The sequence below is a fragment of the Variovorax saccharolyticus genome (assembly GCF_030316765.1).
Classification (GTDB): domain Bacteria; phylum Pseudomonadota; class Gammaproteobacteria; order Burkholderiales; family Burkholderiaceae_C; genus Variovorax; species Variovorax saccharolyticus.
Window position 1 is genome coordinate 167909 of the sequence record NZ_JASZYT010000010.1, and the last position, 16685, is coordinate 184593.

The 16685-nt window shown below is 67.5% G+C and carries 19 protein-coding genes; 8 read left to right on the forward strand and 11 right to left on the reverse strand.

Translation table 11 applies throughout. The annotated features are described in order from the left end of the window. Positions 1 to 12 precede the first annotated feature (12 nt). The 10 genes from QTI45_RS27310 to flgB form a co-directional block, all read right to left on the reverse strand. Positions 13 to 537, reverse strand: a complete 525-nt coding sequence (locus tag QTI45_RS27310; RefSeq protein WP_286371497.1) for a chemotaxis protein CheW — start codon at positions 535 to 537, stop codon at positions 13 to 15. Between the two features lie 54 nt (positions 538 to 591). Then, positions 592 to 1590, reverse strand: coding sequence for a flagellar assembly peptidoglycan hydrolase FlgJ (flgJ, locus tag QTI45_RS27315; protein WP_286371498.1), 999 nt, complete (start codon positions 1588 to 1590; stop codon positions 592 to 594). 7 nt (positions 1591 to 1597) lie between these two features. After that, positions 1598 to 2728, reverse strand: a complete 1131-nt coding sequence (locus tag QTI45_RS27320) for a flagellar basal body P-ring protein FlgI (RefSeq protein ID WP_286371499.1) — start codon at positions 2726 to 2728, stop codon at positions 1598 to 1600. Between the two features lie 2 nt (positions 2729 to 2730). Beyond that, a complete protein-coding gene (locus QTI45_RS27325) occupies positions 2731 to 3414 on the reverse strand; it encodes a flagellar basal body L-ring protein FlgH (RefSeq protein ID WP_286656560.1) in 684 nt (227 codons plus the stop codon). Then, complete coding sequence (flgG, locus tag QTI45_RS27330) at positions 3411 to 4193, reverse strand: flagellar basal-body rod protein FlgG (protein WP_286371501.1); 783 nt, start codon at positions 4191 to 4193, stop codon at positions 3411 to 3413. Before flgG ends, QTI45_RS27325 begins: the two co-directional genes overlap by 4 nt. A 29-nt stretch (positions 4194 to 4222) precedes the next feature. Beyond that, the gene (gene flgF, locus QTI45_RS27335; protein ID WP_286656561.1) at positions 4223 to 4966 is read right to left on the reverse strand and encodes a flagellar basal-body rod protein FlgF; all 744 of its coding nucleotides are present in this window, start codon (positions 4964 to 4966) and stop codon (positions 4223 to 4225) included. Positions 4967 to 5012: 46 nt separating this feature from the next. Continuing rightward, a complete protein-coding gene (gene flgE / locus QTI45_RS27340; RefSeq protein ID WP_286656562.1) occupies positions 5013 to 6215 on the reverse strand; it encodes a flagellar hook protein FlgE in 1203 nt (400 codons plus the stop codon). Positions 6216 to 6294: 79 nt separating this feature from the next. Beyond that, complete coding sequence (locus QTI45_RS27345; RefSeq protein ID WP_286656563.1) at positions 6295 to 6981, reverse strand: flagellar hook assembly protein FlgD; 687 nt, start codon at positions 6979 to 6981, stop codon at positions 6295 to 6297. Between the two features lie 21 nt (positions 6982 to 7002). Then, on the reverse strand, positions 7003 to 7398 hold the full coding sequence (gene flgC / locus QTI45_RS27350; protein WP_286371661.1) for a flagellar basal body rod protein FlgC: 396 nt from the start codon (positions 7396 to 7398) through the stop codon (positions 7003 to 7005). A gap of 44 nt (positions 7399 to 7442) precedes the next feature. Beyond that, a complete protein-coding gene (gene flgB / locus QTI45_RS27355) occupies positions 7443 to 7850 on the reverse strand; it encodes a flagellar basal body rod protein FlgB (protein ID WP_286526945.1) in 408 nt (135 codons plus the stop codon). Positions 7851 to 8061: 211 nt separating this feature from the next. Here flgB and flgA point away from each other — a divergent pair, with 211 nt between their 5' ends. The 8 genes from flgA to QTI45_RS27395 all read left to right on the forward strand — a co-directional run bounded on the left by flgA (position 8062) and on the right by QTI45_RS27395 (position 15545). Continuing rightward, positions 8062 to 8763 (forward strand): flagellar basal body P-ring formation chaperone FlgA, encoded by a 702-nt coding sequence (gene flgA, locus QTI45_RS27360; protein WP_286371506.1) that lies wholly within the window; start codon positions 8062 to 8064, stop codon positions 8761 to 8763. Between the two features lie 123 nt (positions 8764 to 8886). Then, on the forward strand, positions 8887 to 9183 hold the full coding sequence (gene flgM / locus QTI45_RS27365; RefSeq protein ID WP_286656564.1) for a flagellar biosynthesis anti-sigma factor FlgM: 297 nt from the start codon (positions 8887 to 8889) through the stop codon (positions 9181 to 9183). After that, positions 9180 to 9632: a flagella synthesis protein FlgN gene (locus QTI45_RS27370; RefSeq protein WP_286371508.1), complete on the forward strand. Its 453-nt coding sequence runs from the start codon at positions 9180 to 9182 to the stop codon at positions 9630 to 9632. The genes flgM and QTI45_RS27370 overlap by 4 nt, the downstream gene beginning before the upstream one ends. A gap of 418 nt (positions 9633 to 10050) precedes the next feature. After that, positions 10051 to 10281 carry a hypothetical protein gene (locus QTI45_RS27375; RefSeq protein WP_286656565.1) on the forward strand — a complete coding sequence of 77 codons (231 nt, stop codon included), beginning with the start codon at positions 10051 to 10053 and terminating at the stop codon, positions 10279 to 10281. Between the two features lie 21 nt (positions 10282 to 10302). Next, the gene (locus QTI45_RS27380) at positions 10303 to 12516 is read left to right on the forward strand and encodes a phosphocholine-specific phospholipase C (RefSeq protein WP_286656566.1); all 2214 of its coding nucleotides are present in this window, start codon (positions 10303 to 10305) and stop codon (positions 12514 to 12516) included. Between the two features lie 133 nt (positions 12517 to 12649). Beyond that, positions 12650 to 13426: a DeoR/GlpR family DNA-binding transcription regulator gene (locus tag QTI45_RS27385; RefSeq protein ID WP_286656567.1), complete on the forward strand. Its 777-nt coding sequence runs from the start codon at positions 12650 to 12652 to the stop codon at positions 13424 to 13426. Positions 13427 to 13661: 235 nt separating this feature from the next. After that, complete coding sequence (locus tag QTI45_RS27390) at positions 13662 to 14936, forward strand: porin (protein WP_286371512.1); 1275 nt, start codon at positions 13662 to 13664, stop codon at positions 14934 to 14936. Between the two features lie 51 nt (positions 14937 to 14987). Further along, positions 14988 to 15545, forward strand: coding sequence for a LysR family transcriptional regulator (locus QTI45_RS27395; protein ID WP_286656568.1), 558 nt, complete (start codon positions 14988 to 14990; stop codon positions 15543 to 15545). Positions 15546 to 15589: 44 nt separating this feature from the next. Here QTI45_RS27395 and QTI45_RS27400 read toward each other — a convergent pair whose 3' ends face one another. Next, positions 15590 to 16618, reverse strand: a complete 1029-nt coding sequence (locus tag QTI45_RS27400; RefSeq protein WP_286656569.1) for an AraC family transcriptional regulator — start codon at positions 16616 to 16618, stop codon at positions 15590 to 15592. Between the last annotated feature and the right edge of the window lie 67 nt (positions 16619 to 16685).

Below are 16685 nucleotides of genomic sequence, written 5' to 3' on the forward strand. Positions count from 1 at the left end.
TGCGGCCGCTCTTCAGGCGGCCATCTTCTCGATCAGGCCCATGTCGTCGCTGGACATCAGCCGGTCGATATCCACCAGGATCAGCATCCGCTCGTCCAGCGTGCCCAGCCCGATCAGGTAGTCCGTGTCCAGCACCGAACCCATCGCTGGCGCCGGCTTGATCTGCTCCGCCGTCAGCGTGATCACGTCCGACACGCTGTCCACCACCATCCCCACCACCCGGCCTCCGATGTTCAGCACGATCACCACCGTGAACTGGTCGTAGCTCGGCGTGCCCAGCGCGAACTTGATCCGCATGTCGATGATCGGAACGATGATCCCCCGCAGGTTCACCACCCCCTTGATGTACTCCGGCGCGTTCGCGATCCGCGTCACCGCGTCGTAGCCCCGCAGTTCCTGCACCTTCTGGATGTCGATGCCGTACTCCTCGTCGCCCAGGGTGAAGGTGACCACCTCCAGGCGGTTCGCGTTCGCGTTCGCGAGGGCCGCGGCGGCAGCGCCGGCCGCATGGGATTGAAGGCTCGTGATCTCTGCCATGGGATTCCTTTGGATGGGGTGTGAGGGGTTGTTAAGGAAATGGATGCCGCCGGATCAGCCGAACTTCTGCATGATGCGAACCAGCTTCTGGCCGTACTGCGGATCGGTGGCGTAGCCCGCGCGCTGCAGGCCGTGCGCGGCTTCGGTCGGGTCGTCGGTCGCCAGCACATTGGCGTAGCGCGGATTGCGCGTCATGAAGCGCGCGTAGTCGGTGAAGGCTTCCTCGTAGGAGGCGTAGGCCCTGAACTTGGCGCGGATGCGCTGGGGTTCACCGTCCACGTATTCGGTGGTGGTGGTCTCGACCACCGGCCCCTGCCAGCTGCGGTCGGCCTTGATGCCGAACAGGTTGAAGCTCTGCGTGCCGTCGTCGGCACGGATCTCGCGCTTGCCCCAGCCGGATTCGAGCGCGGCCTGCGCCAGGATCAGCGGCGCCGGCACGCCGCTGGCGGCGCTCGCGGCCTGCGCGGAAGCGCCCATGCGGTTGACGAAGCTGTCGACGTGGCCCTGCAGCGATGCGACCGCACCGGCGGTGCCGCCCGAGCGATCGTTGTTGACCTGGTAGGCACTCAGGTCGGCGCGGACCGCGGGTGTGGCCTGCGAGGGCGAGGAACCCAGCGGGATGCCGGCCTGCGCCGACAGCGGCAGGCCGCCGCGCGGCAGCAGCGAGGTGCGCGCTGGGTTCGGCTCGCCGTCGTCCGCGCCCGAGGCCGCGGCTCTCTGCAGTTGCGCCAGCATCGCCTCGGCCAGCCCGAGTCCGCGGCCCGACAGGTTCTGCGACAGCTGCTGGTCCAGCATCGAGGTGTAGATCTTCTGGTTCTGGCCTTCGAGCAGGCCGCTCGACGGCGTCGCCTCGCGCATGCTCTTGAGCACCATGTTCATGAACATGGCCTCGAACTGCCGCGAGACCTGCTTGAGACCTTCCTCGGGCGAGGTGCGCACGGTGCGCCGCAGCGCATCCACACCCTGGACGTCGAGCGCGAAACGCTGGTCGAGCGCGCCGGCGCGACTCGCCGCGTCGGTGCCCGCCCATGAGTTGGCTGCAGAGATCGACATGCCGGCCTCAGATGATCTCGAGCTCGGCGCGCAGCGCGCCGGCCGACTTCATGGCCTGCAGGATGGACACCAGGTCCTGCGGATTCGCGCCCAGCGTGTTGAGGCCCTTGACCACATCGGCCAGCGAAGCGCCGCCGCGAATCATCTGCAGCGCGCCGCCAGGCTGGTTGATCGAGATCTCCGAAGTCTGCGAGACCACCGTGCGGCCGTTCGAGAACGGGCCGGGCTGGCTCACCAGCGGGTCGGTGTTGATGACCACCGACAGGCTGCCGTGCGCCACCGCGCAGTCGTTCACCCGGACCGCCTGGTTCATCACGACCGAGCCGGTGCGGGCATTGATGACCACCTTGGCCACCGCCTGCGTCGGCGTGACTTCGAGCCCCTCGAGCCGTGCCAGGAAGCCCACCCGCTCCTGCGGCGATTCGGGTGCCCGCACGCGGATCACGCGGGCATCGACCGCATCGGCCGTGCCACCGCCGAACTGGCGATTGATCGCCTCGACCGCGCGCTGGGCGGTGCCGAAGTCGGAACGCATGAGCTCGAGCGTGAAGGCGCCGTCGCCGCCCACCGAGGCCTCGACCACGCGCTCCACCGTCGCGCCGGCCGGGATGCGGCCCGAGCTCAGCTGGTTGATCTGCACCTTGCTGCCGTTGGCCGAGGCGCCGACGCCGCCGACCACCATGTTGCCCTGCGCGATGGCATACACCGCGCCGTCGACGCCCTTGAGCGGCGTCATGAGCAAGGTGCCGCCGCGCAGGCTCTTCGCATTGCCCATCGACGACACGGTGACGTCGATGTTCTGCCCGGGCCGCGCGAACGACGGCAGCTGGGCCGTGACCATCACGGCCGCGACGTTCTTGAGCTGCATGTTCACGCCCTGCGGGATCGTGATGCCCAGCTGCTGCAGCATGTTGTTCAGGCTCTGGGTCGTGAACGGGGTCTGCATGGTCTGGTCGCCGGTGCCGTCCAGGCCCACCATGAGGCCGTAGCCGATCAGCGGGTTGTCGCGCACGCCCTGGATGCTGGCCAGTTCCTTCAGGCGCTCGGCCCGGGCCGGCAGGCAGGCCGCGAGCGCGCACAGCGCCAGCAGCACCAGGCCCGCGCGGCGCGCGGAAGCGGAGATCGATGGGTGGGTCATGACTAGAAGGGCATCACGTTGAGGAAGAAGCGCTGCATCCAGCCCATGTGCTGGGCCTCGTCGATGTAGCCCTTGGCCGTGTATTCGATGCGCGCGTCGGCCACCTGGGTCGACAGCACGGTGTTGTTGCCGGTCACGGTGCGCGGGTTCACCACGCCCGAGAAGCGGATGAACTCGGTGCCCTGGTTGATGCCCATCTGCTTCTCGCCGCTGACCAGCAGATTGCCGTTGCCGAGCACGTCGACCACCGTGACGGTGATCACGCCGTTGAATGTGTTGGCCGCGTTGGCGCCGCCCTTGGCGGTGAGCGCGTTCTTGCCCGAAAGCTTGGCGTCCTGGTCGCGCAGCAGTCCGCCGAGCACCTTGGGAATCGAATCGAAGGCAGCCGACACGCTGCCGTCGCGGCTCGCGTTGGCACCCGAGTTCTTGCTGGCGTTGACCTTCTCGCTGATGACGATGGTCAGGATGTCGCCGACGTTGCGCGGGCGGCGGTCCTCGAACAGCGCGATGCCGCGGTTGGTTTCCTGGAAGATCGATCCGCTGGCCGCACGCGCCGGCGGGATCGGCTGCATTTCGGCACGCGCCGTCATCGGCTGGTGCACCAGCGGATCGCGCGGGATCTGCGCGCAGCCGGTGGCCAGCGCAAGGGCCAGCCCGGCCAGAAGAAGACGCGTGCTTTCGATCACAGCTGTGCGAGCCTTTGCAGCATCTGGTCGGAGCTCTGGATCGCCTTGCTGTTGATCTCGTAGGCGCGCTGCGTGGCGATCATGTTGACCAGTTCCTCGACCACGTTGACGTTCGAGGCCTCGACATAGCCCTGGCTCAGGATGCCGGCGCCGTCCAGGCCCGGGTTCACGAGGTTCGGGGCGCCCGAGGAATCGGTCTCGTTGTAGAGGTTCTCGCCCATGCTCTGCAGGCCGGCCGGGTTCAGGAAGGTGGCGAGCTGCAGCTGGCCGACCTGCACGGTCGCGGTGCTGCCGGCCTGGGTGATCGAGACGATGCCGTCGCGGCCGACCGTCATGCTGGTCGCGTTCTGCGGAATCGTGATGGCGGGCTGGATCGTGAAGCCGCTGGCGGTCACGAGCTGGCCATCGCGGTCGGTCTGGAACGAGCCGTCGCGGGTGTAGGAGGTGGTGCCGTCGGGCATCAGCACCTGGAAGAAGCCCGAGCCGTTGATCGCGACATCCTTCGGGTTGTCGGTCTTGGTCATGTTGCCCTGCGCATGGATGCGCTCGGTGGCGACCACATGCACGCCGGTGCCGACCTGCAGGCCCGAAGGCAGGCGGGTCTGGTCGGAGGTCTGGCCGCCGACCTGGCGCAGGTTCTGGTACATCAGGTCCTCGAACACCGCGCGGCTGCGCTTGAAGCCGGTGGTGCCGACGTTGGCCAGGTTGTTGGACACGACGTCGAGCTGCGTCTGCTGGGCTTCGAGGCCGGTCTTGGCCACATAGAGGGAACGGATCATTGAATTACTCCTGCGGGGGGATTTGCGAATCAGCCGTAGGCCAGCAGCTTGTTGGCCGACTGCGCGTTGATGTCGGCGGTCTGGATCGACTTCATCTGCATCTCGAAGCTGCGGCCGTTGGCGATCATGGCCACCATGGCCTCGACCGGATTGACATTGCTGCCCTCGACCATGCCGGCCGCGACGACCACGCTGTCGTCGGCCGGGGCCGGCGGCAGGCCGTCGCGCATGCGGAACAGGCCGTCGTCGCCGCGCACCAGGTCGGCGCTGGACGGGTTGACCAGCTTGAGGCGGCCGACCTCGGCCACTCCGGTGGCCGGGTCGCCGGCGCCGCGCGCCGCGATCGAGCCGTCGGAGGCGATGGTCACGGTCGAGCCGGGCGGGATCACCAGCGGACCGCCGTCGCCGACCACCGGCCGTGCGCCCATCGTCATCACCTGGCCATCGGCACCGACCTGCAGGTTGCCGACGCGGGTGTAGGCCTCGCCGCCGCCCGGCGTCTGCACCACCAGCCAGCCCTCGCCGCGCACCGCGACGTCGAGGTCCCGGCCGGTCTCGGTCAAGGCGCCGTGACTGAAGTCGGCGCCCGGCGTGGTGGCGGCGACGAAGGCGCGCGTCGGCGCCTCCTCGCCCACCACCGGCACCGCGCGGAAGCTGTTGATCTGCGCCCGGAAGCCCGGGGTCGAGACGTTCGCCATGTTGTTGGCGACCGAGGCCTGCTGCTCCATGGCCTGCTTGGCGCCGCTCATGGCGACGTACAACATTCGATCCACTGTGTGCTCCTGGTGTTGAGGGACTGCGTCGATTCAGAACACCGCGTCAGCGGATGTTCATCAGCGTCTGCATGACCTGGTCCTGCGTCTTCACGGTCTGCGCATTGGCCTGGTAGTTGCGCTGGGCGACGATCAGGTTGACCAGCTCGGAAGTCAGGTCGACGTTGGAGGCTTCGAGCGCACCCGCGGCCAGCGAGCCCTGCTTGGTGCCTTCGCCCGGCGTGCTCGTGAGGGCCGCGCCCGAGGCCTGCGTCTCCGCGTACATGTTTCCGCCCTTCGGCTCGAGCCCGTTCGGGTTGGCGAAGGAAGACAGCACGACCTGGCCCAGCAGCTTGGACTGCTCGTTGGAGAACTTGCCGGTGATGGTGCCGTCGGGATTGACCGAGAAGGAGGTCAGCACGCCCGAGGTGTAGCCGTCCTGGCTCAGCTTGCTCATGCCGTTGGCGGTACCGAACTGGGTCGTGCCCGTGAGGTCGAGCGTGATGTTGACCGGCGCCGAGCCGTTGCCGAAGGTCTTCGGCGGCACGACGATCGTGCCGCCGCCCGTGAGGTTGCCGTTGGCGTCGAAGGTCATGCTGGACAGCGCACCGGCGCCGATCGCCGCACCGTCGTACGTGCCGTGGACGTCCCAGCCGGTGGCGGTCTTCACGAAGTAGACCGACAGGTCGTGCGAAACGCCCAGCGAGTCGTAGATCGGGCCGGCCGCGTTGGAGTAGTTGAAGGTGTCCGAATCGGTCGGGTCGAACGGCGTCTTGGTGGGCACGCCCTTGCGCGAATCGAGATTGAACTCGGCGTCGACGCTGGTGGTGGCGTTCGGGGTCATGGCCTGGGTCGGGATCTGGATCGCCGACGGCGTGCCGCCGTTGATGCCGCCGCTGGCATTGACGCCGTAGCCGGTCAGGCGCAGGCCGCCGGCGTTGACGATGTAGCCGTCCTTGTCCTTGGTGAACTGGCCGTTGCGCGTGTACATGACTTCGCCGCTGGTGCTGGTCATGCGGAAGAAGCCGTCGCCGCTGAGGATCGCGACGTCGAGCGGACGGCTGCTGGTCTGCGTCACGCCCTGCGTGAAGTTCTGCACCACGCCCGACACCGAGGCGCCGAGTCCGACGCGCGAGCCCGCGTAGATGTCCTGGAAGGTCGCTGCCGCCGACTTGAAGCCGACGGTGCCCGAGTTGGCGATGTTGTTGCCGATCACATCGAGGTTGGCTGCGGCCACGCCGAGCCCGCTGACGCCCTGGGAAAAGCTCATGATGAATCCTTGGTTCGAAGCGTTGAAGAGAAGGCCCGCGACCGGGAGGCCGCCGGCGGAAGAAAGTGCGCGAGGGTCCTCAGAGGAACATCCGCACGTCGGCCAGCCCGATGCTCTGGCCCGATGCCAGTTCGAGCGTGACGCCGGTGGCGCCCTGCTTGACCGCCGCGACCTGCGCGAAGGTCAGTGCCGTGGCTTCGACGGCGGCGCCGCCGTTGGTCGCGGCCACCGTGAACTTGTAGCTGCCCGCGGGCACCACGTTGCCGGCGTCGTCCTTGCCGTCCCAGGTGACGGCGTTCACGCCTTCGGTCATGCTGCCGGCGTCGATGGTGCGCACCGTCTTGCCCGAGCCATCGACGATCTTGATCTCGACGTCGGCGGCCGTGCCCGGCAGCTGCACCGCGAAGGCCTGGATCGAAGGGTCCTTGCCCTCCTCCGGCGTCTGGGTGGCGAGCGTGTTGCCGGGCGACAGCACGTTGTAGCCAATCAGCGATGCCGCCTGCAGCACCTGGTTGGAGCCGGTCTGGCTCACCAGGCCCGACAGCGTGCTGTTGAGCTTCTCGATGCCGCTCACCGTGCTCATCTGTGCCAGCTGCGAAGTCAGTTCCGCGTTCTCCATCGGATTCAGCGGGTCCTGGTTGTTGAGCTGCGTCACCAGCAGCTTCAGGAAGCGCTGCTCGCTGTCGGCATTGGCGACGCTGGTCGTGCTGGCCGCCGCGCTGGCGGCGTTGGCGCCGGAAATGGAAGAGGTATCGGTGATGGCCATGAAGGGCTTTCTGGAGTGTTGTTACTGGCCGATGGTCAGCGTCTTGACCATCAGCGTCTTGGCGGTGTTGAGCACCTCGACATTGGCCTGGTAGCTGCGCGAGGCCGAGATCATGTTGGTCATCTCCTCGACCACGTTGACGTTCGGCATCGCGACATAGCCGTCGGCATTGGCGAGCGGGTTCCTGGGATCGAAGAGCATCTTGGCGGGCGAGGAGTCCTCGATCACGCCGGCGACCTTGACGCCGCCGATGTCCTGGCGGCCCGAGGCCGCGACCTCGAACACCACCTGCTTGGCGCGGTACGGCTGGCCGTCGGGGCCGGCTGCGCTCTCGGCATTGGCGAGGTTGCTCGCGGTCACGTTCATGCGCTGGGATTGCGCTGCCATGGCGGAGCCCGCCACGTTGAAGATGTTCATCGATGCACTGGGAAGCGGCATGGCGTTCTTTCGTTGTCTGCCGCTTACTGCTGCACGGCCGACAGCAGCGACTTGATCTTGGCGTTGATCACCGTCAGGTTCGACTCGTAGCGCAGCGCGTTGTCGGCGAAGTTGATGCGCTCGGCATCCATCTCGACCGTGTTGCCGTCGATGCTCGACTGGCTCGGCACGCGATACAGCAGGTCCTGGTCGGGCATCGATTTCGACTCGCCGGCCAGGTGGCGCGAGGAGGTCGTGGCAAGCGCGAAGGACTGCGACTGCCGGCCCTGCTCCACCGCCTGCGTCAGGCGGCTGGCGAAGTCGAAGTCACGCGCCTTGTAGTTCGGCGTGTCGGCGTGGGCGATATTGGCCGCCAGCACTTCCTGGCGCTGGGCCCGGAGATTGAGGGCTTCGCGGTTGAAGGCGAGTGCCGCATCGAGCTTGTCGATCATGGAGTTCCATCGGTTGGCGTCGCGTCCGCACTAGACGGCATGGCGACAGATGGAAAGCGAGTCTATGCATGCATCGCGTTCGCAATGGGCTGAACAAAGGGGCATTTCGCCAGCACTTCGCGACTTCGTGCCGCGGGGACCGTTCCTAGAATGACCCGGCGCCGGTGTGTGTCCTCCTTCCCTGTCCACCTGCGCTTGCCGAGGCACTCCCATGCAACATCGTCCCTTCCGGAACCGCTTCCTGCGCATCGCGCTGCCGGGGCTGCTGGCCGTGGCCGCCGCCTCTTCGGCAGCAGCTGCGTCGCCGCTGCCCGAGGGCGCGCGGGCGGCGATCGAAGCCCTGCTGCAGAAACAGACCAACGGCCTGCCCGGCAAGGTCAGTTTCAGCACCCAGGCCGCTGCCCTGCCGCCGTGCGACGACTTCGAGGCCTTCCTGCCCAAGGGCGCGACGCCCCGGGGCCGGATCTCGGTCGGCCTGCGCTGCCGCGGCGACAAGAGCTGGACCCGCTTCGTGCCGACCCAGGTCGCGGTCGAAGGCCGCTACTACGTCGCCGCGAGGGCCATCGAAGCCGGGGAGAGCCTGGGCGCCGCCGACGTGGCCGAGCGCAGCGGCGACCTCGGCGACCTGCCGCGTTCGGTGATCACCGAAGGCGCCGCGCTGCAAGGCATGGTGGCGACCAACCGGATCGCCGCCGGCGCGCCCTTGCGCAAGGAGTCGATGCGCGGCGTGGTCGTGATCCAGCAGGGCCAGACCGTGCAGCTGGTGGCCCAGGGCGCCGGCTTCACGATCAGCACCGAAGGCAAGGCCATGACCCGGGCCGAGATCGGCGCCACGGTGCAGGCCAAGACCCGCGACGGCCGCCTCTTGACCGGCGTGGCGTCCGAGGACGGCCAGATCCGACTTTCACAGTAGCCATTGAAGACGTTCTGTTTCGCCTGGTTTTCCACCTGGGCCGCCCGTCGAATTTTGTGCAAACTTCGCCTAAAGATCCTGCTGAAACCGCCGATATACGGGTCAGCCCTTTGAGGAACCATCTTGAAAATCGATCCACCCGGCCCTTCGGCCACGCCCCTCAGCCGCCCCACCAAGGCGGCAGCAGCCGCGACCAGCGGCATCGACGGCGCCGCGGCGCCCGCCACGGACGGAGCGCAAGCCATGGGACAAGTCCGAACCATGCCCAGCGCGCCCGGTGGCAGCGACTTCGACGCCGCCCGCGTCGCGGCGATCCGCGAGGACATCCGCGCCGGCCGCTACGAAGTTCACCCGGAGCGCATCGCCAGCGGCCTGCTGGCCAGCGTGCGCGACCTGCTCGATCCGGACGCCAAGCCATGAACACCATGCTGCTCTACCTGCACGCGGAGAAATCCTGCGTCGAGGAATTCCTGGCCGTGCTCGACCAGGAAGAACACGCGATGGCGAATGCCCGCTTCGGCGAACTTGCCGCGATCACCGAGCAGAAGATCGCCCTGCTGGACCGCATGGCGACCCTCGACCGCCAGCGCGAGACCGCCCAGGTGGCGCTGGGCTTCGAGCCCGGTCCGGCCGGTGCGGACGCCGCGGCAGCCGCCGCCGGCGAGCCGACCCGCCAGGCCTGGACGGCCCTGCTGGAACTCGCCGACGAAGCCAAGGCGCGCAACCTGCGCAATGGCTCGATGGTCCACACGCACCTCGACTTCACCCAGCGCGCGCTGCACTTCCTGCAGTCGAGCGTGCAACTGTTCTACGGCCCGGACGGCGCCCGCAAGACCGCCGGCGGCGGCAACCGCCTCGCCCTCGGCTGATTGAACTCTCCCCCACGCGCAACGCGTGGGGGTCGCTGCCCCCGAGCGGGCCGCCGGCCGTCCACGGCCGCCCCCTGATTGCCAAGCGCCAGTCCGAGCCTTCGGCCGTTCACCCTCCCCGCGAGTCCTTGCTGCGCACCGCGTCGCGCCAAGGCTGAGTCGCGCGCCTCTTCTCGCTCGGCCCCGACCGATCCGGGCCGGCCACCCCTTCCGAAAAGCACCATCGCGCCGTCCTGGAGCGCGGCCGCAGGCATGGCGCCGGTGTCAAGGCGCTGTCATCTGCTGACAGCAAGATCTGAGGCAAGTGTGGTGATTGTGGATTTTTGTGCGATTGATGCGCGAGCGATCGACGCCCTCGATTCCGCCACTTCACTGCCCCGGTCCTTCCCATGCCCTCCCCACCAAAGAAAGAGCTCCCATGCATGCCCGCTTCGCTTTTCCTCCCGCAGTACCCCTGACGGGCTGGCGATCGGTCGTCGTGTCGCTGTCGGCCGCCCTGGCGCTGAGCGCCTGCGGCGGCGGCAGCGACTCGATCCCCGTCCTGCCCTCGACCTCGAACCCCGCCGCCTCCGCACCGAACGCCGGCGGCAACACCGGCCCCGACGCGCCGGCGGCCGCGGCCAAGCCCGAACTGCGCTGCGCGCCCTGATTCCATCGAACGAAAAGAACCATGACTTCAAGACGCAACTTCCTGCGCGGCGCCGCCACCACGGGCATCGCCGCCGCCACGCTCGCTTCCTTCCCGCCGGCGATCCGCCGCGCGCTCGCGATTCCCGCCAACAACGCCACCGGCACGATCATGGACGTCGAGCACGTCGTGATCCTGACGCAGGAAAATCGCTCCTTCGACCACTACTTCGGCACGCTCCCGGGCGTGCGCGGCTTCGGCGACCGGTTCGCGATTCCGCTTGCCGGCAACCGCACGGTTTGGGAGCAGGAATACCTGGCCGGCCAGATCGTCACGCCCTACTACCTCGACAGCACCAAGGGCAACGCGCTGCGCGTGAAGGGCACGCCGCACGACTGGAACGACGGCCAGAACGCCTGGGACGGCGGCCGCATGAGCAAATGGCCGACCTACAAGAAGACCTCGACCGCGCCCTTCACGCAGTCGATGGGCTACTACCAGGAGGCCGAGCTCAAGTTCCAGTTCGCACTGGCGAACGCCTTCACGCTGTGCGATGCCTATCACTGCGCGATGCACACCGGCACCAACTCCAACCGCAGCTTCCTGTGGACCGGCACGAACGGACCGACCGGCGCCAACGTGGCGATGGTCACCAACGAGTGGGACGACATCGGCCCCTCGACCAGCGGCTACGACTGGACCACCTACCCCGAGCGGCTCGAGGCCGCGGGCGTCAGCTGGATCGTCTACCAGAACATGCCGTCGAACTACACCGACAACCCGCTGGCCGGCTTCAAGCAGTACCGCCGGGCCAACGAGGCCTCGGGCAAGCCCGTGAGCCATGACGGCAGCGTGGTGTCGCCGGCCTACGACCCGGCGACCGACAACGTCGGCAACCCGCTCTACAAGGGCATCGCCAACACGATGCCGGACGGCGGCTTCCTCGGCACCTTCAAGCAGGACATCCTGAACGGCAAGCTGCCGCAGGTCAGCTGGATCGCCGCGCCTTCGACCTACTCGGAGCATCCGAGCCCGTCGAGCCCGGTGCAGGGCGCCTGGTACATCCAGGAGGTCCTCGATGCGCTCACCGCGGTGCCCGAGGTCTGGAGCAAGACCGTGCTGATCGTGAACTTCGACGAGAACGACGGCTTCTTCGACCACGTCCCCTCGCCGGCGGCGCCTTCCAAGGACGGCGCCGGCGTGGCCGCAGGCAAGACCACGCTGAGCGACGCCGACATGGGCTTCGAGTACTTCACCCATCCGGCGCCTCCGGGCACCGTCGACCAGGACACCCCCGACGGCCGCGTCTACGGCCCCGGGATCCGGGTGCCGATGTATGTCATCTCGCCCTGGAGCCGCGGCGGCTGGGTCAACTCGCAGGCCTTCGACCACAGCTCCGTGATCCGCTTCCTCGAGGCCCGCTTCGGTGTCAAGGAGAGCAACATCAGCCCGTTCCGGCGCGCCGTGTGCGGCGACCTCACGAGCGTCTTCAATTTCGCCACGCCGAACTCCGAAGTGCTGCCCACGCTGGCCGGCCGCACGACCAAGGCCGGCGCGGACGCCCTGCGCGCTGCGCAGGACGCGCTGACGCAAGTGGCGCTGCCGGGCACCGCCGCGCTGCCCAAGCAGATCACCGGCACGCGTCCCTCGCGGGCCCTGCCCTACGAACTGCACACCAGCGCACGCTGCGACGCCGGGAGCGGCGTGGTGCAGCTGCTGTTCGCGAACACCGGCAAGCAGGCGGCCGTCTTCCATGTCTACGACAAGCTGCACCTGGACCGCCTGCCGCGCCGGTACATGGTCGAAGCCGGCAAGACGCTGGACGACAGCTGGGCCGCCATGACCGACGACGCCGGGCTCTACGATCTGTGGGTGCTCGGGCCCAACGGCTTCCATCGCCACTTCAAGGGCGACCTCAACGCGCTGCGCGCGAACGGCGCCGCCAACCCCGAATTGCGGGTGTGCTATGACATCGCCAACGGCAACGTCTACCTGAAGCTGGCGAACCCGGGCCGGAACGCCGCCAGGTTCACGGTCCGCGCCAAGGCGTACCGCACCGATGGCCCGTGGACGGCCAGCGTTGCCGGCGGCGCCGTCGTCGACGACCTGCACTGGGAGCTCGCCGGCAGCGGCCAGTGGTACGACTTCGCGGTCACCTGCGACAGCGATCCGCGCTACTACCGCCGCTTCGCCGGCCGCGTCGAGACCGGCAAGCACACGGTCAGCGACCCGGCGATGGGCCTGGCAGACCTCTGACCAGGCGCCACGCCGGCGGCGTCGAGGCGCCGCCCGATGCCCGCGTTCCGGCGCCGTTGCCGGAACGCGGGCGCAGTCGCTGGGGCGGCGTGTTCCAATCGCCCTCGCAGCCGAAGCCCGAACTCCTCCATCCATGCTTCAAGCCGAACGTTTCCTGCGTATTCGCAGCCTCCTGGCCACCTTCTCGCGCGTGAGCGTCGACCGCATCGTGCAGGACCTCGAAGTCTCGCGCGAGACCGTGCGCCGCGACCTGCTCGAACTCGAAGGCTACGGCGAACTGCGCCGCGTGCACGGCGGCGCCGTGGCCGCGGGACCCGAGCCCGAGCCACCGCTGTCGGTGCGGCTGATCGCGCGGCAACGCGAGAAGCGGGCCATCGCCAAGGCCACGGCGAGTCTGCTGAAACCCGGCCAGACCCTGTTCCTGGACGCCGGCAGCACCACCGCGATCCTGGCCGAGGAAATCGCGACGCTCAGCGGGATGACGGTGCTCACCAATTCGCTGAGCATTGCGCTGAAGCTCGCCGGCGCCGACGAGGGCCGCGCTTCGGGCAATGCGGTGCGGCTGCTTGGCGGCCAGATCGATGTGAAGAGCCAGGCCACGCACGGCGACGGCACCCTCGAGGACATCCGCCGCTTCTGCGCCGACGTCGCGCTGCTGTCGCCCGTGGGCCTGCATCCGAAGCACGGCGCGATGAGCTTCGAGCACCACGAGGCCGCGGTCGCGCGCGCCATGGCGGCGCAGGCGCGGCAGGTGGTGATCCTGGCCGACCACAGCAAGATCGGGCAGGCCAGCCGCGTCACCTACCGGCGCACCAGCGAGATCGACATCATCGTCACCGATGCCAAGGCGCAGGAATGCGGCGCGCTCGCCGCCCTGCGCAAGGATGGCGCGAAGGTGCTCATCGCCTGAGTGGTTCACATTCCCGACGCTGTCGTTGCCACACAACGAGTTTCCATCGCGTCGGTCGAGTTTGCATAGTTCCTGGTCGACTTTGCATAGGGCTCACGGGCACGCAATGTCGCTCGGATGCAATAGCCACAACTTCCCAAAAGGAGGTTGGCCCGGGGTCCGGCGGGAGCACCAAGTGCCAGTCACGGTGAGCCCTTCGCACCGGAGCCTCTGTTTAACCTTGGAGAAACTTGCAATGAAAAAATCTCTAGTCGCCCTGGCTGCTCTGGCTGTTGCCGGTATTGCCTCGGCTCAGTCGTCGGTCACCCTGTTCGGTGTGGTCGACGCCACGATCAGCAGCTTCTCGAACAAGACCGAAGGCCTTCTGGGCCAGAGCGTCACGACCAGCCAGACCGTGCTGCGCAGCGGGGGCTACAACTCCAGCCGCCTGGGCTTCCGTGGTACGGAAGACCTCGGTGGTGGCCTGGCAGCCAGCTTCTGGCTCGAAGGTGCTCTGAACAACGACGACGGCACCGGTGCAGCTACCGGCGGCGGCCAAAACTGGCAGCGTCGTTCGACCGTGAGCCTGGCCGGCGGCTTCGGTGAACTGCGCCTCGGTCGCGACTACACCCCGACCTACTGGAACGATTCGGTGTTCGATCCGTTCGGCACCAACGGCGTTGGTACCAACCTGATCTCGACCGCCAACGGCTACAACAACCCGGGCAGCATCATCTCCCAGGGCGGGTTCACCCAGAACACGACCTACCAGCGTGCCAGCAACTCGATCGGCTACTTCCTGCCGCCGAACCTGGGCGGCTTCTACGGTCAGTTCATGTACGCGTTCAACGAGAAGACCAGCTACGACCCGGGCACGCTGACGCCTCCTGGCGCTACGGCCTTCATCGCCAACCCGACGCAAGCCGGCCGCAACGAACGCGCCGGCCGCTACATCGGCGGTCGCGTGGGCTATGCCAACGGTCCGCTGGATGTCGCCCTGGCCTACGCTCAAAGCACCATCGCCTCGAACTACTTCGCCGGCACCACGAACAACCTCGACACGTTCAACCTGGGCGCTTCGTATGACTTCGGCGTGGTCAAGCTGTTCGGTGAGTACTCGAAGGCCGACCTGAAGCAAGACACCTCGTCGAACTTCGTTGCCGGCGCTACCAACCCGTTCGGCTTCCGTGAACCCGGCGCTGACGGCTGGCTGATCGGTGCCACCGTTCCCGTCGGTCCTGGCCTGATCCGTGTTTCGTACTCGGCAGTGGACTACAAGAACACCGGCGCTTTCATCAACCAACTGTTCGGCTTCCAACCCGATCCGAAGGCTGACAAGTTCGCCCTGGGCTATGTCCACAACCTGTCGAAGCGCACGGCCCTGTACGCAACGGTGGCTCGCGTGAGCAACAAGAACGGCGCCGACCTGACCGTCGGCGGCCCGGCCTTCTTCGCCGGCAACGCTGCTACCGGCGTGCTGACCCCGAAGAACTCGACCGGCTACGACTTCGGCATCCGCCACTCGTTCTGATCCGGCAACGGAATCACTCGGGTTCTCTGAGTCATTCCCGAAGGCGGTCCGGTGAACGCCGGTCCGCCTTCTTCCATGGTCAAGGAACGTCAAGGGAAGGTCTTCATGCAGAACGGTACTTCGTCCACCTGCGTTGCAGAGAAGCTGATCGACCTCAACGATCTCCGCATCTTCGCCTACGTCGCTTCGCTCTCCAGTTTCTCCCTGGCGGCCGATGCACTGCAGATCCACAAGTCGAGCGTGAGCAGAAGCATCTCCCGACTCGAAGCCATGCTGGAGACGCCGTTGCTCCAGCGCACCACACGCAAGGTCCTGCTGACCCAGCGCGGTGTCGATCTCGGTGAGCGCTGCGTCGAGCTGCTCTCGAAAATCAATGAAACGATCGGCCAGGTCGGCGGCATCGACACCGCACCGGTGTGCCTGGCGATCGGCCCCGGGCCCGCAACCATCGCCGATCCCGGCAAGGGCACGGCGGCGGTCGAGCGCAAGCCGCTGCATGCGATCGGACGCCTTCAGGCCCGGCTCGCGGCCGGGCGCATCGGGCGGCCGGCGGACACCGGCCGCTTTGCTCCGGCCGCGGCCTTCACGCCCTTGCCGAGCCACGGTTAGAGAGGATCGGCCACGCACCGAGGCGCGGCCGAACCGCCGCCGGCTCAGTGCTGGCTGCTTCGAAGACTCTGCCGCATCTTGCTGGGCGGGACGCGATACCAGTCCTTGAACTTGCGGCTGAAGTTCGTATGGTCGTTGTAGCCGAGCCGCGATGCGATGTCCTCGATCGACAGCTCCGTGTGCTGCAGATACCAGGCGGCATGCGTCTTGCGCAAGTCGTTCTTGATGTCGGAAAAGCTGAGGTCTGCGTCGGCGAGCCTTCTCGCGAGAGTCCGCGAGGAAACGCCCAGGTCCGGAGCCAGCGCGTTGAGATCGGGATTGGCGGTCAGGCGCTCGAGCAGCGCTTGCCGGACCCGATGAATGAACTCGAGGTGCCCGAGCTCCGACGCCATCTTCTGGCAGGCCTGCGCGGCGGCGTCGAACGCCTTCGCGTCGGCGGAGGGCGAAGGGCAGTCCAGCAGGTCGACGGGCAGTTGAAACGTCAGGCACTGCTGGTCGAACTCCACCCTGCGGACGTAGCGCAAGCAAGGCTCATCGCCGCCCTCCGGCCGGGCGTACGGCAAGCCCACCGTGAGTTCATCGACCGGCCGCCCCCCGATCGCCTCGACCATGCGGCAGTGCGCGCCGACGATGGACTGCATGACGAACACGTGCGTCTCGAACAGCGGACGCAACGGCCTGATCCTGAGGGTGCTCCATCGAGGGCCGTTGTCCAGCTGGAAATGCATGCTCCTGAAGATCAGCGTTGCGTGCCGGCTCAGGAATTCGAGCCCCTGTCCCAGGTTCGGGCTGGTCACCGCCGCGATGCCTACCGGGCTGTGATAGGGCTGGAGCATCGCGCCTGCGATGAGGCCCAGCGCGGGTTCTCCGCTGCACTGGATGGCCTGCACCACGAACCGGCGGAAGACGGAAAAATCCAGCAGCGGCTTCCCGTCGCCGAGATCCTGCCAGGACAAGCCCGCACGGGCGAGCACCTCCGAGGGCCTGATGCCGCGACTGTTCAGGCAGTCCAGGACGCCTCGGACGTAGATCGGATGCACGAACGGAATCGCGGCTTGGCTCTGGATGCTCATCAATCGGTCGGTCTTGCATGGCCGGGCGCCGCCCGGCGTTGCCGCGGGCCCTCAGGTCGATGCGTTG

Bases quoted from the DNA above. Each gene is read 5' to 3' on its own strand.
- flgB (WP_286526945.1), bottom strand. From the start codon at position 7,850: ATGATCGACAAGCTCGATGCGGCACTCGCCTTCAACCGCGAAGCCCTC.
- flgA (WP_286371506.1), top strand. From the start codon at position 8,062: ATGCAACATCGTCCCTTCCGGAACCGCTTCCTGCGCATCGCGCTGCCG.
- QTI45_RS27385 (WP_286656567.1), top strand. From the start codon at position 12,650: ATGCTTCAAGCCGAACGTTTCCTGCGTATTCGCAGCCTCCTGGCCACC.
- QTI45_RS27400 (WP_286656569.1), bottom strand. From the start codon at position 16,618: ATGAGCATCCAGAGCCAAGCCGCGATTCCGTTCGTGCATCCGATCTAC.
- QTI45_RS27310 (WP_286371497.1), bottom strand. From the start codon at position 537: ATGGCAGAGATCACGAGCCTTCAATCCCATGCGGCCGGCGCTGCCGCC.
- QTI45_RS27320 (WP_286371499.1), bottom strand. From the start codon at position 2,728: ATGACCCACCCATCGATCTCCGCTTCCGCGCGCCGCGCGGGCCTGGTG.
- flgC (WP_286371661.1), bottom strand. From the start codon at position 7,398: ATGAACATCTTCAACGTGGCGGGCTCCGCCATGGCAGCGCAATCCCAG.
- flgE (WP_286656562.1), bottom strand. From the start codon at position 6,215: ATGAGCTTTTCCCAGGGCGTCAGCGGGCTCGGCGTGGCCGCAGCCAAC.
- QTI45_RS27380 (WP_286656566.1), top strand. From the start codon at position 10,303: ATGACTTCAAGACGCAACTTCCTGCGCGGCGCCGCCACCACGGGCATC.
- flgG (WP_286371501.1), bottom strand. From the start codon at position 4,193: ATGATCCGTTCCCTCTATGTGGCCAAGACCGGCCTCGAAGCCCAGCAG.
- flgJ (WP_286371498.1), bottom strand. From the start codon at position 1,590: ATGTCGATCTCTGCAGCCAACTCATGGGCGGGCACCGACGCGGCGAGT.
- QTI45_RS27390 (WP_286371512.1), top strand. From the start codon at position 13,662: ATGAAAAAATCTCTAGTCGCCCTGGCTGCTCTGGCTGTTGCCGGTATT.
- QTI45_RS27375 (WP_286656565.1), top strand. From the start codon at position 10,051: ATGCATGCCCGCTTCGCTTTTCCTCCCGCAGTACCCCTGACGGGCTGG.
- QTI45_RS27370 (WP_286371508.1), top strand. From the start codon at position 9,180: ATGAACACCATGCTGCTCTACCTGCACGCGGAGAAATCCTGCGTCGAG.
- QTI45_RS27345 (WP_286656563.1), bottom strand. From the start codon at position 6,981: ATGGCCATCACCGATACCTCTTCCATTTCCGGCGCCAACGCCGCCAGC.